Source organism: Halanaerobium sp. DL-01, from assembly GCF_003338615.1.
Lineage (GTDB): Bacteria > Bacillota > Halanaerobiia > Halanaerobiales > Halanaerobiaceae > QPJE01.
The window spans coordinates 26,493-43,030 of the sequence record NZ_QPJN01000011.1; the positions used below are offsets into that span (position 1 = coordinate 26,493).

Annotated in this window: 16 protein-coding genes; 11 read left to right on the plus strand and 5 right to left on the minus strand. The window is 33.9% G+C overall.

Translation table 11 applies throughout. The features are described from left to right. The first annotated feature begins 130 nt into the window (after positions 1–130). Positions 131–787 carry an MgtC/SapB family protein gene (locus tag DER71_RS05495; RefSeq protein WP_114457163.1) on the plus strand — a complete coding sequence of 219 codons (657 nt, stop codon included), beginning with the start codon at positions 131–133 and terminating at the stop codon, positions 785–787. Positions 788–846: 59 nt separating this feature from the next. Here the strand turns inward: DER71_RS05495 and DER71_RS05500 are convergent, their stop codons facing one another. Further along, positions 847–1,653, minus strand: coding sequence for a histidinol-phosphatase HisJ family protein (locus DER71_RS05500; RefSeq protein WP_114457162.1), 807 nt, complete (start codon positions 1,651–1,653; stop codon positions 847–849). A gap of 278 nt (positions 1,654–1,931) precedes the next feature. On the opposite strand from DER71_RS05500, the gene hisZ reads away from it, so the two are divergent. The 9 genes from hisZ (at position 1,932) to hisIE (ending at position 9,770) form a co-directional block, all read left to right on the plus strand. After that, positions 1,932–3,197, plus strand: a complete 1,266-nt coding sequence (hisZ, locus tag DER71_RS05505) for an ATP phosphoribosyltransferase regulatory subunit (protein WP_114457161.1) — start codon at positions 1,932–1,934, stop codon at positions 3,195–3,197. Further along, a complete protein-coding gene (gene hisG, locus DER71_RS05510; protein ID WP_114457160.1) occupies positions 3,197–3,838 on the plus strand; it encodes an ATP phosphoribosyltransferase in 642 nt (213 codons plus the stop codon). The genes hisZ and hisG overlap by 1 nt, the downstream gene beginning before the upstream one ends. Beyond that, positions 3,831–5,132 carry a histidinol dehydrogenase gene (gene hisD, locus DER71_RS05515; protein ID WP_114474394.1) on the plus strand — a complete coding sequence of 434 codons (1,302 nt, stop codon included), beginning with the start codon at positions 3,831–3,833 and terminating at the stop codon, positions 5,130–5,132. The genes hisG and hisD overlap by 8 nt, the downstream gene beginning before the upstream one ends. A gap of 50 nt (positions 5,133–5,182) precedes the next feature. Continuing rightward, positions 5,183–6,322: a histidinol-phosphate transaminase gene (gene hisC, locus DER71_RS05520; protein WP_114474395.1), complete on the plus strand. Its 1,140-nt coding sequence runs from the start codon at positions 5,183–5,185 to the stop codon at positions 6,320–6,322. Then, positions 6,315–6,902 (plus strand): imidazoleglycerol-phosphate dehydratase HisB, encoded by a 588-nt coding sequence (gene hisB, locus DER71_RS05525; protein WP_114474396.1) that lies wholly within the window; start codon positions 6,315–6,317, stop codon positions 6,900–6,902. The genes hisC and hisB overlap by 8 nt, the downstream gene beginning before the upstream one ends. After that, positions 6,902–7,507, plus strand: a complete 606-nt coding sequence (hisH, locus tag DER71_RS05530) for an imidazole glycerol phosphate synthase subunit HisH (RefSeq protein ID WP_114457156.1) — start codon at positions 6,902–6,904, stop codon at positions 7,505–7,507. Before hisB ends, hisH begins: the two co-directional genes overlap by 1 nt. Beyond that, positions 7,508–8,236: a 1-(5-phosphoribosyl)-5-[(5-phosphoribosylamino)methylideneamino]imidazole-4-carboxamide isomerase gene (gene hisA, locus DER71_RS05535; RefSeq protein ID WP_114474397.1), complete on the plus strand. Its 729-nt coding sequence runs from the start codon at positions 7,508–7,510 to the stop codon at positions 8,234–8,236. Further along, positions 8,229–8,996, plus strand: a complete 768-nt coding sequence (gene hisF, locus DER71_RS05540) for an imidazole glycerol phosphate synthase subunit HisF (protein WP_114457154.1) — start codon at positions 8,229–8,231, stop codon at positions 8,994–8,996. The genes hisA and hisF overlap by 8 nt, the downstream gene beginning before the upstream one ends. A gap of 87 nt (positions 8,997–9,083) precedes the next feature. Beyond that, positions 9,084–9,770 carry a bifunctional phosphoribosyl-AMP cyclohydrolase/phosphoribosyl-ATP diphosphatase HisIE gene (hisIE, locus tag DER71_RS05545; RefSeq protein ID WP_114457153.1) on the plus strand — a complete coding sequence of 229 codons (687 nt, stop codon included), beginning with the start codon at positions 9,084–9,086 and terminating at the stop codon, positions 9,768–9,770. Positions 9,771–9,822: 52 nt separating this feature from the next. Here hisIE and DER71_RS05550 read toward each other — a convergent pair whose 3' ends face one another. The 3 genes from DER71_RS05550 to DER71_RS05560 all read right to left on the minus strand — a co-directional run bounded on the left by DER71_RS05550 (position 9,823) and on the right by DER71_RS05560 (position 13,306). Then, entirely contained in the window at positions 9,823–11,178 is a 1,356-nt protein-coding gene (locus DER71_RS05550; RefSeq protein ID WP_114457152.1) for a radical SAM protein, read from the minus strand. Between the two features lie 202 nt (positions 11,179–11,380). Next, positions 11,381–11,812, minus strand: coding sequence for a TetR/AcrR family transcriptional regulator (locus tag DER71_RS05555; protein ID WP_158531691.1), 432 nt, complete (start codon positions 11,810–11,812; stop codon positions 11,381–11,383). Between the two features lie 153 nt (positions 11,813–11,965). Beyond that, a complete protein-coding gene (locus DER71_RS05560) occupies positions 11,966–13,306 on the minus strand; it encodes a phenylacetate--CoA ligase family protein (RefSeq protein ID WP_114474398.1) in 1,341 nt (446 codons plus the stop codon). Positions 13,307–13,559: 253 nt separating this feature from the next. On the opposite strand from DER71_RS05560, the gene DER71_RS05565 reads away from it, so the two are divergent. Further along, positions 13,560–15,254: a SulP family inorganic anion transporter gene (locus DER71_RS05565; RefSeq protein WP_114457149.1), complete on the plus strand. Its 1,695-nt coding sequence runs from the start codon at positions 13,560–13,562 to the stop codon at positions 15,252–15,254. A gap of 160 nt (positions 15,255–15,414) precedes the next feature. Here the strand turns inward: DER71_RS05565 and hydE are convergent, their stop codons facing one another. After that, a complete protein-coding gene (gene hydE / locus DER71_RS05570; protein ID WP_114457148.1) occupies positions 15,415–16,458 on the minus strand; it encodes a [FeFe] hydrogenase H-cluster radical SAM maturase HydE in 1,044 nt (347 codons plus the stop codon). Between the last annotated feature and the right edge of the window lie 80 nt (positions 16,459–16,538).

Genomic DNA, 16,538 nt, shown 5'->3' on the forward strand with positions numbered 1-16,538 from the left:
TTTTGCTTTTTACATAAATATGGATTTTATCTGCAGTTGAAAAAGAATGCAGGAAACAAATTATTTTTAGAGAAGAAATAAATAATATAGTGAGAAGTGAATAGTGAGAAGTGAGAAGAGAGGTGAAAAAATGGTTTCAGAAAAAAATATAGTAATTAATTTGATAATGGCCTTAATGTTGAGTGGAGTAATTGGATCTGAAAGAGAAAGACATGATCGACCTGCCGGATTGAGAACACATATTTTGGTTGGTGTAGGTGCTACAATTATTATGATGATTTCTTTAAGTATGCATAGAATACATGTGGAAAATGATGCAGGAAGAATAGCTGCTCAGGTAGTTAGTGGAGTTGGTTTTTTAGGTGCTGGAACGATTATAAAAGAGGGGTTTTCTGTTAAAGGTTTAACTACAGCAGCAAGTTTGTGGGCTACAGCGGCAATTGGTCTTGCAATTGGCGGAAATTATTATTTTTTGGCCTTAATGACAACTTTACTTGTAATAATAACCTTATATTTATTAAATAGATTTGAATTCAGCAAAGACGGTAAAAAGGATAAGCTAATTAAATGCAAAGCCAAAAATAGCGATAATCTTCTCTGTAACATAAATAAAATTATTCAGGAAAACAGTGTTATTATCAAAGATATTGATGTAGAAAGAAATTTTGATTCACAGCAGCTTATAGTAAAGTTAAATTTAAAATATAAAGATAATAAAAACATTATTAATACTGCTGATCAGCTGATGCAGCTGGATGATATAATGGAGATTAATATTGGAAAATGAGCATATAGTAAAAAGGATTAAAAAGACTCTTCCTCTGTAAGTTTGAGGCAGAGTCTTTTTCATATTTTATAAAAATCAGGCTTGCCTTCCGTAAAAGTAGTCAGTGTTTCAAAACCAATTTCTTTTAATTTTTCAGCTGTTTCTTCAAATTTATATCCAATCTGTTCAGCATAATGGCTGTCAGAACCAAGAGTTAGTATTTTGCCTCCCAGTTCATAATATAGTTCTAAAATACTCCAGCTAGGCATAGGATTTTGTCCATCTTCAAGATGATAGCCTGAAGTGTTAACCTCAAGCCCTTTACCATTTTTAATAAGTATTTTTAAAATTTCTTCAATCAATTCAGCTGCAGTTTTATTTTCCATCAAATCTGGACTGCTGTTAAAATTTCCATATCTTCTTACTAAATCAAAATGTCCGATAACATTAAAATTATTATAATTTTTTACAACATCTAGAACTGTCTTTAGATATTGTATATAAGCTTCCCACTGCTCATAGCCTCTGAAGAAATCGCCTCTATAAAGGTCAGCTTTTTCTACTGTATGGAATGAACCAATAATAAAATCAAAATCATCAGCAAGATAATTATCACACTCCTCAAAAATGTGGAGCTGTAATCCCATTTCTATTCCTTTTTTAATTTTTAAATTTCCAGCAAATTTGTGCTGGTATTTTTCCAGTTCATTCAGATAGCTTTCTTTATCCAAAATAAATTCAATTGTATCATCCATGTAATCTATATCGAGATGATCTGTAACAGCTATTTCCCTTATTTCTTTACTAACAGCAGTCCTGCAGATAGTATCTAAATCAAGTTTTGAGTCTGCAGAAAATTGAGAATGCAGATGGTAGTCAGCAAGCATAAATTTCCTCCTTATTTAGTGTAGATATTTTTGATTATAAATATCTGACTATTACTATTTATAAATATAATAGCATAATCTATAAATAAATGAAATTAATTTTATAAATTAGTTTTTTGAACTGAGGGTATATGTTTTTCCGGCTGCAGATGAAAAAATAAATAAAAAATAAAATAATTGCTCAAATAACTTGACAGCAGGCAGAATAATAACTATAATAAATACAATACTTTAATACTTTACTATGATAAAGAGATAAAACAAGGGGGATAATATAGATGAGTACATTTGTAGAAGGAGTAAGAGATATTTTGCCGGCAGAATTAAGAAAAAGAAGAACTATATATCAAATAATAAGAGAAGTTTTTGAATCCAGCGGCTACAGAGAGGTAATAACTCCAACTTTGGAATCTCTGGAACTTTATGCTGGGATAGAAGGTCTGGTGGATAAAGATGAGATGTTTAAGGTTGTTGATGATAGAGGTCAGATACTTGTTTTAAGACCTGATCTAACAATGCCTATTGCGAGACTGGCAGCAAGCCGTTTTCAGAACAGTCCTCGCCCCCTAAAATTTTCTTATTTAAGTTCAGCTTTTCAGTCAAAAAATTCACAGAGTTTAAGTTTAAAAGAAAAAACTCAGGCTGGTGTTGAGCTTATCGGTTCAGATAATTTAGAATCTGATTTAGAAATGATTTTGCTCTTGATCAAAACAATGGAAAAAGTCGGTGTGGAGGAACCTCTGGTTGATATTGGTCATGCCGATTTAATCAATGAAATTTTCTCTGATCTAAAAATTAATGAGGAAGCCAAGAAAGAGCTCAGGAAACTTCTGGCGGCTAAAAATAAAATTGGAATAAAAAACTATATTAAAAAAATAGATCTGGCAGATAATACAGCAGAAATTTTACTGAGGCTGCCTTCATTATTTGGTAATCCTCAGCAGGTTATTAAAGAATTAAATAAAATGCCTCTGTCAGCTGAGACAGGTCAGGTTTTGAAAACTCTAGAAAAGTTATTTAATAAGCTGACAGAATTTGATAGTTTAAAGTATATTACTTTTGATCCGATGCTTATATCACGTCACGGTTATTATACCGGATTAATATTTAAAGGTTATGCCAGAGGATACAGCAATCTTCTTGCAAGTGGAGGCCGTTATGATAATTTAACCGAAAAATTTGGAGTTGAAGAAGCCGCCGTTGGTTTTGCACTTGAGATTGAGAATTTGCTTGATTTTTTGAATAGAACAGGAAATTTTAATGAAGATCCTGTACAGAGATTTTTGCTGTCCTATGAAAAAAAAGAAGATTTTAAATTTGCTTATTTGCTGGCTGAAGATTTGAGAGAAGCAGGATTTGCTGCAGAAGTCTACAATGGTGCAGATAAAGAGTATATTGACTTTCAGCAAATAGACTTTGAAATTTATATAAAAGAAAAATGTCTGGAGCTTAAGCAGACTGGTGGAGAAATAGCTGTACTCAAAAGAAATAGAAAAGAAGCACTTGAATATCTAATTTTAAATAAAATTGAGGAGTGGGAATGATGGGAAATCTCTGTATTGCCATGGCCAAAGGAAGGCTGGCTAAAGAAGCAGTCAAACTTTTTCGCCAGGCAGGATATAACATGCCTGATAATATGCTTAAATCACGCAAGTTAATTTTTGAAATAGAAAGTGAAAAATTAGAAATTATACTTGTTAAACCTGCAGATGTACCAATTTATGTTGAATATGGTACTGCTGATCTGGGTATTGTTGGTAAAGATACTCTTCTGGAAGAAAATCGTGATCTTTATGAAGTGCTTGATTTAGAATATGGTGTCTGTGAATTTGCTCTGGCTGGTCTGCCTGACCGCAAAGATACTCTGCTTGAGCGTAAAGTAGCAACTAAATATCCAGATTTTACCCGGCGCTTTTTTCGCAGCCGAGGTGAACCGGTTGAGATAATTAAGCTGAATGGTTCAATTGAACTTGCACCTCTGACAGGTCTTGCTGATACAATTCTGGATATTGTAGAGACTGGTAGAACTTTAAAAGAAAATGGTCTGGTAATTTATGAAAGTATCAGGGATCTATCTGCCCGACTGGTGGTAAATAAGGTGAGTATGAAGACCAGACAAAATGAAATTACAGCTATTATTGAAGCTTTAGATAAAGTTGTTAATGGAGATGATGGAAATGCTTAAAATAAAAAAAATAAAAGAAGGACGCAAAAATGTTGAGAAAATAAAAGAGCTGCTGGAAAACCGTGCTGATGATAATCTGTCTCAATATAGAGAAATAGTGGGAGAAATTATTAAGGATGTTAAAGATAAAGGAGATAAAGCAGTTTTAGAATATACAGCTCGCTTTGATAAAGTAAAATTTACAGCAGAAGATATGGAAATAGATAGAGAAGAAATAGAAGAGGCTTTTAAAGAAGTGGATGCTGATTTTAAAAAAGCACTTAAAAATGCTGCAGCAAATATAGAAGACTTTCATGCTGAACAAAAAGATAGATCCTGGCAAAAGCAAAAAAAGACAGGAATTATTACAGGTCAGATCTGCCGCCCCCTAAAAAGGGCAGGTGTCTATGTGCCGGGAGGTAGAGCAGCCTACCCTTCTTCTGTTTTAATGACAGTTATACCGGCAAAAGTAGCTGGTGTTGAAGAAATTATTATGCTTACTCCACCTGATGAAAACGGACAGGTGAATCCAGTAATTCTAGCAGCAGCAGAAATTGCAGGAGTTGATCGGATTTTTAAAGCTGGTGGTGCTCAGGCGGTTGCAGCGGCAGCATATGGGACTGATACTGTGCCTGGAGTTGATATAATTGTTGGACCGGGTAATATCTATGTTTCAATGGCTAAAGAATTGGTTTTTGGTCAGGTGAAAATTGATATGATAGCCGGTCCCAGTGAAATTTTGATTATGGCAGAAAAAGAGTCTAATCCTGCCTATATTGCAGCAGATCTGATGAGTCAGGCTGAACATGATCCGCTGGCAGCTGCAATTCTGGTTACGGATTCTCAATCACTGACTGCAGAAGTAGAAGAAGAATTAGAAAAGCAAATTAAAAATATGAGAAAAAAGGAAATTATTAAAGAATCCCTGGAAAATTATGGGCTGATAATAGAAGTTGAAGATCAGAAAGAAGCAGTTGAAATAATAAATCTGATTGCTCCTGAACATTTAGAGCTGGCAGTAAAGAATCCTTTCGAAATTATGCCGTCGGTGGAAAATGCTGGATCAATCTTTTTAGGCGAATATACTCCAGAACCTGTTGGTGACTATTATGCCGGCCCCAATCATGTTCTGCCGACAAATTCAACAGCAAGATTTTTTTCACCATTATCTGTAAGAGATTTTGTTAAATATTCGGGGTTTGCTTACTACAGCAGAGAAGCTCTGGAAAAAGCATCTGCTGATATTATATGTCTGGCAGAGGGTGAAGGACTTGATGCACATGCTAATTCAATTCGTATTAGAAAAGACAGTTAAGTATATTTATAAATTAAATTCGAAAACAGTAAAATTAGAAGGAGGAAATAATGAGCAGTAATAATTATAATAAAAAAGAAAAAATTTTTAAAAATTTTCTTAGACCTGAAGTGAAAGCTATTTCTCCATATATGGGAGAAAAAGATAGTTTTAAGGTAAAAATTGATTTATCAGGTAATGAGTCACCTTTTGACCTGCCTCAACAGATTAAAGATAAATTCAAAGAAAAATTTGATAAGCTTAATATAAATAGGTACCCTGAACTTTATTCTGACAGCCTGCGCGAAAAAATATCAATTTTTTTACAGCATAATACTGGTATCAATGTAAAATCTGAAGAGATAATAGCAGGAAATGGATCAGATGATCTGCTTGAGCTAATTGTAAGAACTTTTGTTGATAAAGGTGATTATGTTCTCTCACCGGCTCCAACATTTTCTATGTACAGATATTTTACTGAAGTAAATGGTGGTAAATATGTTGATCTACCTCTTATAGAAAAAAAATTTACTTTTAAAAATATTAAAACAGAAATCGATAAATACAATCCCAAGCTGATTTTTTTCTGTTCTCCAAACAATCCAACCGGTGAGATTTTAGACAGGGAGATCGTGCTGAAAACTGCAGAATATTATAAAGGTCCGGTAATAATTGATGAGGCCTATGCAGAATTCAGTAGAAATAATTTTATGCCTGAGGTTAAAAAAATTTCTAATATTGCTGTATGCAGGACTTTTTCTAAAGCATATGGGATGGCAGGAGTAAGGCTTGGCTATATGTTTGCAGATCGAATTATTACAGAAGAGGTGGAAAAAGTTCTAAAACCATATAATCTCAATATAATGACAGATGTACTGGGACGTATTATTCTCAAAAATAATGATATAATCAAAGAACGTATTAAATATATAATAGCAGAAAGGGACAGACTATTTAAAAAGCTTTCACAGTTTGACGGATGGAAAGTCTATAATACAGAAGCTAATTTTGTTTATATTGAAGGAGAAAAAACTAAAGATTTTAAAAATATTTTAAATCAGAATGGGGTAAAAATAAGATCATATAATACAGAACCGGCGGCAATCAGAATAACTGCCGGCAGCAGTAAAGAAAATGATGTTGTTCTAAAATTATTTGAAGAACTAAAAAGAACCAAAAAATGTCAATTGAGAGGTGAAAAAGATGTCTGAAAATAGAAAAGCAGTTATAAGGCGTAAGACATCTGAAACAAATATAAAGATAAGTATAAATCTTGATGGAAGTGGGAAGTGCAGTATAGATACCGGTGTTGCATTTTTTGATCACATGCTGGATCAGTTAGCAAGACATGGGAGTTTTGATCTTAGTATTTTGGCAGATGGAGATCTAGAAATTGATGCACACCATATGGTTGAAGATACGGGGATTGCTCTGGGTCAGGCTTTTGCTGATGCACTTGCTGATAAAAAAGGAATTAGCCGCTTCAGCAGTGTATTGATTCCGCTGGATGAATCACTTGTGAGAACCACTGTAGATATTAGCGGTCGTTCTTTTCTTTATACAGATCTTTCTTTCAGCAGAGAAATGGTTGGAGATTTCCCTTCAGAATTGGTTGTGGAGTTTTTAAGAGCGTTTTCTTATAATGCTGGAATTACTGTTCATGTGGAATTAATGCATGGAGAAAACTGCCATCATCAGATTGAGGCAGTCTTTAAGTCACTGGCCAGAGCTCTGAAGCTGGCGGTAAAAATAGAGTCAGATCAAATTCCGTCTACAAAGGGTGTGCTTTAATGATTGCAATTATTGATTATGGTGCCGGTAATTTAAATAGTATACAAAAAGCACTTGAATATATCGGTCAAAAAACTGTTATAATAAATAGTGCAGAAAAAGAAGATGTAGATAAATATAATGGACTAGTGCTTCCTGGTGTTGGTGCATTTCCAGGGGCAATGGGAAGGCTAAAAAACAATAATTTCCTTCCATTTATTAGAGAATTTGTGGATAGCGGAAAACCGTTTTTGGGAATCTGTCTCGGTATGCAGCTGCTTTTTGAATGGGGATATGAAGACAAAAAAACACCAGGGCTTGGTCTGCTCAGCGGTGAAGTGGTAAGAATTAGCAGTGATTATAAAATTCCACATATGGGGTGGAATCAGCTTAAAATATTAAAGGATGATCCTTTATTTGCCGATCTTCCGGAAAATCCTCATTTTTATTTTGTTCATTCATATCAGCTGTCAGAACTTACTGATGATACTGAAGCAGTGGTTGAGTATGGTGTGGAGATTCCGGCTGTTGTGCGGAAAAAAAATATAATTGGACTTCAGTTTCATCCGGAAAAAAGTGGAGATAATGGGATACAGATGCTTAAAAATTTTGGGGAGATGTTATAGATGATAATTCTGCCAGCAGTTGATTTGCAGAATGGAGAGGTAGTTAGATTGAAACAGGGAAATTTTGATAGAAAAACTGTCTACAGCAGCAGTCCTGTAAAAACTGCAAAAATGTTTGCTTGCCTGGGTGCAGAATGGATTCATATTGTTGATCTTGATGGTGCCTGTGCCGGAGAGAGCAAAAATTTAAATGTTATTCGAGATATTTCGGAAAAAACCGAGCTTAAGATTCAGGCTGGTGGTGGGGTCAGATCAAAGGAAGATGTAAAAAGACTGCTTGAACTGGGTGTGGATAGAGTGATCATTGGTACACTGGCAGTTAAAAATTTGGAACTGCTGCAGGAGATAATTGCTTTATTTGGAGGAGAAAATATACTGGTAAGTATTGATGCTCGTGGTGGGAAAGTTGCCAGTTCTGGTTGGCTGGAAGATAGTGAGATAGATATGCTGGATTTTGCTGTACAGATGGAATCTTTGGGTGTTAAATACATACTATATACTGATATTTCCAGAGATGGAATGCTGGCTGGCCCTGATTTTGAAGGACTTAAAAAAATTAAGTCCAGGACAGAGCTGAATATTATTGCATCTGGTGGTATAAGCTCTGAACGTGATTTAATTAAACTTGCTGAATATGGATTTTATGGAGCTATTACAGGACAGGCGGTTTACCAGGGGAAAATTGATCTAAAAAAAATTTTTGCAGAAATAGGTGATATTAATGCTTAAAAAAAGAATAATTCCGTGTCTGGATATAAAAGATGGCAGGGTTGTTAAAGGGGTCAACTTTGTGGATTTGATAGATGCTGGTGATCCTGTTGAATCAGCCAGAAAATATAATCAGCTTGGTGCAGATGAACTTGTTTTTCTTGATATTACAGCTACCAAAGAAAAAAGAAAAACACTGACAGAACTTGTAGAAAAAGTTGCAGCAGAAGTATTTATACCTCTTACGGTTGGTGGAGGGATAAAAAATGTAGAAGATATGCAGCTTATTTTAAGAGCCGGTGCTGACAAAGTATCATTAAATTCAGCTGCAGTAAAAAGTCCTAATTTAGTTAGTAAAGGAGCCCAAATTTTTGGCTCTCAGTGTATTGTGGGGGCGGTTGATGCAGCCAAAAAGAAGTCAGGAAAAGGATGGGAAATTTTTATTCGTGGAGGAAGTAAAAAAACAGGAATAGATTTACTTAAATGGGTTAAAGAATTGGAAGAACTTGGAGCTGGAGAAATTCTGCTCACAAGTATTAATACAGATGGAACCAGAGATGGTTTTGATATAGAAATGCTCAAAGCAGTAACAGAAGCAGTAAATGTACCTGTAATTGCTTCTGGTGGAGCAGGTAGTATTCAGCATTTTATAGAAGTTTTTGAAAACACTGGAGTTGATGCAGCTCTGGCAGCTTCTATATTTCATTTTGGAGAAATAGCAATTAAAGATGTAAAAAAAGAACTTGATAAATCCGGTATTCCAGTTAGAATTGAAGATTAAAATAATAATTCATAATTTATATATGGTGTAAGGGAAATTATAATCTATCGGTCAGTTCTTTAAAACTGCTCGAAGGAGGGTTAGTAAATGCTGAAAAAATCTAAAAAAATAGAAAAAATTAATTTTAAATATAATGAAAAAGGACTTATGCCTGCTGTTGTTCAGGATTATCGGACAAAGGAAGTGTTGATGGTTGCTTATGTTAATGAAGAATCTCTCAAGATGAGTTTAAAAATGGGAGAAACTGTTTTTTACAGCCGCTCCCGTCAGGAACTGTGGCACAAGGGCGAAATTTCTGGTAATACACAGGAAATAAAGGAAATTTTTTATGACTGTGATCAGGATACAATTTTATTTATGGTTGATGCGGCTGGACCTGCCTGTCATACAGGGGAAAATTCCTGCTTTTATCGTAAAATTTCTAATGAAGCTGAGTCCGGAAAAAAACCGAAAAATAAGCAGGCAGAACAAAATACAGATTTAGAATTTGAAACAGAAAAAATAGTCGATTTTCTTTACCAGCTAATTTTAGACCGTAAAGAGGAAATGCCGGAAGGATCCTACACTTCCTATCTTTTTGAAGAAGGGCTAGATAAAATTTTAAAGAAAGTGGGAGAAGAAGCGGCTGAAGTAATTATTGCAGCAAAAAATGAACCAGATGAAGAGCTGATATATGAGTCAGCCGATCTTATTTATCATATGCTTGTTCTGCTGGCTGTAAAGCAAATATCTATAGATATGATAAGAAAAGAATTAAAGAAAAGACATAAGTAGAAATAAAGAATTAATGGTACCAGGTACCAACTGAGGTACCAACTGGTACCAACTATTTATTATTCATCCTTTCTTTATTAATATCTTTAGAACTTTTATGCCATTTAGCTGATAGATCGTCAAGAAAATCAGCTGTCTCATCTTTTAAGATTTCATCTGCTCCATCATGTGTAGGCACAGCACCTGACTCTTCTACTATATCCCTTAAAGCTTTAGGATTATCAATAATCGGACAGGGACACATTAAATTATTGGTAAAAGGCTGTTTCTTTTGAAAGGATTTAAAAAGAGGGTTCTGCAGCGCTTCTTTTAATGATTTTTCTTTTATATTATCTACTGCAAAATGAACAAATGCACAGGGCTCAACTTCTCCTTTAGCATTAATATGAAAATACCTTCTTCCCCCAGCAATACAGCCCTGGACATATGTGCCGTCATTCCAAAAATCCATAATAAATATTTCTTTTTTCTTCCTTAGTTCACTTCCTCTTCGAGCCAGATATACTCTCTGCTCAGGAGTAATCATCATATCAAGATTAGGGTTTCTACCTATTGGAATATAATGAAATAACCACATGTAAAGAGCACCCTTTTTGGATAAATGATCAATAAATTCATCGGAAAAAAGTTCATCCACATTATTTTTAGTTGCAGTTACACTTGCCCCAAAAATGATTCCCCTCTCACGCAGACGATCCATAGCATCCATAATTTTATCATAAGTACCTTCACCGCGGCGTTTGTCAGTTTCTTCTCTAAATCCTTCCAGACTAATAGCTGGTGTAACATTTCCTACTTCAAGCATTCTATCAGCAAATTCATCATCAATAAGTGTACCATTAGTATACATCATAAAGCCCACATCATCATGTTTTTCAAGAATGTCAAAAAGCTGAGGATAAACTGTCGGCTCACCCCCTGAAAGAACTATAAAGTAAATTCCCATTTCTTTAGCCTCAGTAATTATTCTATCAATTGTAGCAAAATCAAGACTATCACTTTTATTATATTTGCCAGCCCAACATCCTTCACAATTCAAATTACAGGCACTAGTCGGATCAATTAGTATTGCCCAGGGTACATCTACTCCTAGCTCTTCAGAAAGTTCATACTGATATGGTATGCCAAAAATAGCTGAATTAACTAAAAAATTCATTAAAAATCCATTTTTATAAGAGGGTGCAATATTATTAATTTTTTTAAGATATTTTTTTATTAAAGGAGTTGTTTTATAGTTCTCTTTGATGATCTTAATAGCTTTTTTGTGATTATCCCTTCTAACTAATTTTTCTCCAATATTTAGAATCTGCAAAAAATTTTCATCAGGATCCTTTTCCAAATATTTTAAAGCCTGTTTGATCATCTTATCAGCTGCATACTTTTTTGCCAGTTTAAAATCAATACTCATATTAACTCCTCCTTTTGTGTTATTCTAAATTTTCTCTTTACTACTTGTTAATCTTGTTAAACCGCAGTTTTTAATTTTTCTTTAGATTAGATCTGTCATTTTTAAGAGAAAAGAAATATTCTTTTCCCGTTCTCCTGGAAATCTCCTATCCAAAAGTAATATCATAATAAGCAGTGCATAGACGCCGCGTTTTCTTTCTGCTTTAGCCCCCTTTTTTATACCTTTTTTTTTCTTTAATCTGTAGTAATATCTGATCTACTATATCTAATAATTCAGATCGCAGCCGGGTTACAATTTTTTCTTCTTTATTATTTATATTTTTTTTAATAATTTCATCTATTATACCTTTTGATTTGTTAATTTCATCATAGAGATGGGTAATAAATACATTCAGATCGAGTTTGTCTTTTTCTAAATATTTATCAAAAAATTTTTTGTTATGATTAATTTTTTCTTCAATAACTTTTATAAATAACTCCTCTTTATTAGCATAATAATTATATAATGTTCCAACAGCAATACCGGTTTCTTCAGCAACAATTTTCATAGTAACATCAGCATAGCCTCTTTCAGAAAATAGTTGAGATGCTGTTTTATATATTTTATTCCTTAAATTATTGATAATTTTAGGCAAAACATTCACCACCTACTTTAAAAAATTCACGTTATTTTAATGAACTCATATTCATAATGTTTTATGAACTTATATTCATTATATATTATGAAAATGAATATGTCAAACTTTTGTGAATTTTAAAATAAAGGACGAACTGCAGTTTTAATGAGTTTATTTAAATTCTTTTTTAATCAATTTAAATTTACCGGTAGTACCTGCACCGTCTATATTTTTAACTTTTTTTATCCTAAAATTAACATTTTGCAGATTTTTACTCTGAAGTATTTTTGTTAATTCTTCTTTTATTTTCACTATTACATCTTCATTTTCACTTTCCTTTTTAATAACCGCCTTGAAAACAAAGGAAGTTTCACCCGTCTGTATCACCTGATATTTATTCAAACCTCTAATATATAATTCTACAAATATTATCGGATGAATAAACTCTTTTTTTCCAGCTTGATTTTTAAACCATAATATATCCTCCTGGCGTCCGATAATTTTTTTTACCCTGTTAAAAGTCCATCTATCTTCATTTTTCCGTCCATTTACCGATACCAGTAAATCAGACATTCGATATCGGATAAGTGGTTGGGTATAATTATAGAGATTTGTTAGGTAATAGCCCTCTTCCACAGTTTCAATATAATTAGCATCATCAAAAATATATAAATGATTAAACTCCTCTTTTTTTACTCCGATCACCAGGGACTCTGAGGCGGCATAATAATTAATAAGAGAAGTATCCCAGGTCTTTTTAATAAATTTCCTGGCTGCTGTTGTCAGCGGTTCACCCCCGCAGATTACCACTTCTGGTGATATATCTATTTTGCCAGCTCTCTGCATTTCAGCCAGAACTCTGATCCCGAAAGGATAGCCTGTAAGATTATGAGGACTTAATTCATTTAAACTTTGACAATAATCTTCTAAAGGATGATTAATATTAATTACCAGATACTGTTTATAGAAATATTCTTCCAGGGAATTAACAGGACTCAAAAAAAGGCTGACCCCAGCATAATGACCATCTGCTGCTCCAATAAAGGCATATCTTTTTCTCTTAAGACCAAAATTAGTAAACAATCTCAGGGAAAGAGCCTTGATAAAATCCCACTCTTTTGAATTATAAAGAAAATATCCAATTTTGCCTGAAGAACCAGAGCTATGAATAACGTGATATTTATCATTTAACTTGCTAACGGGAGAAGGGGAATTTTCAAGAAAAGAAGCAATCTTATCACAGCTGATATTTTTATCCGTTACTAATTTATCATAATTTTCCATCATTATATTTTTATCAAGAACTGGAAGATCTGAGTGCTTAATCTCTGACAGGTCTTTTTCCTTAATTCCGTGGGCTGAATAAAAGTCATGATAAAAGGGAGAATTGTTATAAGCATAATACAGCAGCTTTCTAAATTTATTTTCTCTCAGTTTTAATATTTCACTTCGACTTTTATTTAAATTTTTATCAAGCTTATATTTATAATACAGCACTCTTGGTAGACTCATAATATTCTCTCCTTAAAATAAGAATATCATACAATTTTATGCAATTCTATAAAATACTTATAATTCTTTCAAAAAAGAAAAATAAATTATTCCCAAGTTCACCCGGGTAATTCAGGCATCCAGAAATTACTTATCCTGTTCTTTGCATATCTAAAATTAAATTATAAAATCCTTTTTTCAATTGAAAGTTTCTGGTGAGCCTGTTAAACTAAAAGCAGATAAAATTAAATCAAAAAAGCCGGGGTGAAAAACCGTGCAAAATATAAAAAAATTGTTTAAAAAATACCAAAATGATATGCTGAGCGGGTTAACAACAGCAACCATTGCTTTACCGCAAAATATGGCTTATGCTTTAATTCTAGGTATCAATCCAATTTACGGATTCTATGCTTCTATATTTTCAATGCTAACTGCTTCTATTTTCAATCTTTCAGCTTATATAATTGTAGGCCCTACTAATATGATGGCAGTTGCTCTCTTCAGTAGTTTAAGTAATTTTCAGGGTGAAAATTATCTGCAGGTAATATTTCTGACCACATTTTTAATTGGACTCTTTCAATTTTTGCTGGTTAGTTTTAATTTAAGTGAATTAATCAAATATGTATCTCATCCAGTAGTTGTTGCTCTTTCACATGGAGCTGCAGTTTTGATTTTATTCTCTCAGATTGAAAATTTAACCGGTGTCAGTGTCTCAGGTTCCAATGTGATCACCAAAGGCTGGCAGTTTATCCAGCATATATCTCAGCTCAATTACCTTAATCTGGGAGTCGGAATTTTAACTCTGATTTTAATTTATACAATCCCCTTAATCAAAAAATCTCTGCCCGAATATCTATTAACTGTTGTAATTATGTCCCTGCTGACTGCTCTGACAGGTATTAATGGTTCTATACCTCTTGTTGGTGAAATACCAAGAAAGTTAATTGATTTCAATCTGATAAATTTTGACTGGAATTTAATCGGTCAGCTTTATACCAAAGCTTTTTCAATCGCTTTATTAGGACTGATTCAGACAATGGCTGTTCTGCAGTCCCTGGCTTTAAAAACTGGAGAAGAGCCCAATTATGACAGGGAATTTAGAAGCCAGGGGATTACAAATATGGTAATCCCATTTTTTAGCGGTTTTGCTGTTTCTTCTTCTTTTGCAAAAACTTTTGCCAATTTGAGTGCAGGAGCCAAACATAGAGCTTCTCAATTTTTCTGTGCCCTATCAATTATAATTTTTATTTTGTTTTTCCGACATCTTTTAGCCTATATTCCAGTTTCTGTTTTAGCAGGTCTCATTATAGCTGCAGCTATAGGTATCTTAGATTTTAAAGAAGTAATTAAAAATTTAAAAACTACCAAAGGCGATGCTTTGACTTTTGGAACAACCTTTATTGCTACTATTGTGCTGCCAAATATTGACCAGGCAATATATTTTGGTGTTATGGTTTCCCTGGTTGTTGTGTTACAGATCTCCAAAAAAGCTGATATTGAAATGCTCTATTATGACAAAAAGGATGATGATCAGGGTTATCATCTCCACCATGTAAACCATGATGATGCTGATAAGTCCGAAATTTTAGCTCAGCAGGCCAGAGTTATTGATTTAAAAGGTGTTGTCCACTTTAGTGCTGCTGATGATCTAAAAAATCAGCTGGAAGAGTTTTTTGAACCTAATACAGATTTTATTATCCGTTTTCGCAATGTGAGCAGAATTGATATCACAATCATTGGTGTTTTGGAAGAATTTATAGATAAAGTCCAGTCCAGTGGTGGTGAGGTTATGCTGACCGGGGTTAGTGAGAGAATTCTTAAGATGTTCAGAAAAATTGGACTGGCCGATAAGGTCGGTGAAGACAATATTTATCTGCCGGAATCTGAATATTTTGCAGCAACCCATAAGGCTCTAGATTTCAGCCATAAAGGATTTGGCGAAGAGGAAAATTCAAAAGATGATAAATAATGATCAACATACAGATGAGGATGAGGAAAATGAGAAAAAAGAATAATTAAATAAACAGCTTAAACTCCCATCGGCACTATTAAAGTTAATTTAACTGCAGCCTGAATGGGAGCTTTTTTCTTTTAAAACCGTATTTCATTTTTTATTTTATTAATTATTTTTATTTTCTCAGACTGTGTCCTTTATTCTGACTGACAAAACGACCGAGAGAAGCAATGATTCCTCCAATACACTGGCGGCAGTCCCCTGCCTCTTCGTTAATACAGATCTTTCCTGGATAAATCTGATATTTTTCCCGATACTGAGAGTCAGTTACATTGGGCATTACCACATTAGCACCTGCCATTAGAGCTTTCTGTCTGCCTTCGACATCAATTGTACCCAGAGCGGTTGTTGCCGGTATATGGGCCAGCGGCAGCAGCAGCCTGCTTAGAGCTGTAAATTTTAAAGTCATTTCCACCGTACCTGTTTTGCTTTCAGCAAGTGGTGTCTTCTCGTGTGGAATAAAAGGGCCGGAGCCAATCATATCAAGCTCTAATTTTTGTGAAAGAAGTAGATCTTCAGCTAAAATTTCAGGAGTCTGTCCAGGCAGATCAATTATGACTCCACTTCCGATCTGATAGCCAATTTTTTTTAAGTATTTTAAACTTTCAATTCTATTTTCAAAACTCATACCTGGATGATATTTTTCATAAAGGCGCTGATCTGCAGTTTCATGTTTTAAAAGATAGCGATCAGCACCAGCTTCCCGCCAGAGTTTATAGGCAGCAAAATCTCTTTCTCCCAGGCTTAAAGTAATTGCCATTCCGGTTGTATTTTTAATTTCTTTAATAATTTCTGTAATTTGAGCTGTCGGGTATTCATCTTCTCCCGACTGCAGCACAACGGTCTGATAGCCAAGTTCAGCTGCCATCTGAGCAGTTTTAATAATTTCTTCTTTTTTCAGCTGATAACGCTGCAGATGCTGATTGTCTTTACGCAGACCACAGTAATAACAGTTCCGCCTGCAGTAATTTGAAAACTCAATAATTGCCCGTAAATGGACCTCATCTTCACAAATTTCTTTTCTCTTCTGATCTGCTTTTTGCAGCAGATAATCAAGTTGATTAATATCTGCTGCCAGCAGTGAAGTGATTTCTTCTTTATTTAATTCTGCCTTATCATAGGCTTTATCAACCAGCCTTTTTATTTCAAATTGATTCAACTAAACCACCTCTTCTTTTTTTTGTTCCACTTTAATTTTATTCTGCTGCTAGATTTTCAGCACTTCTGAAAAAATTACAA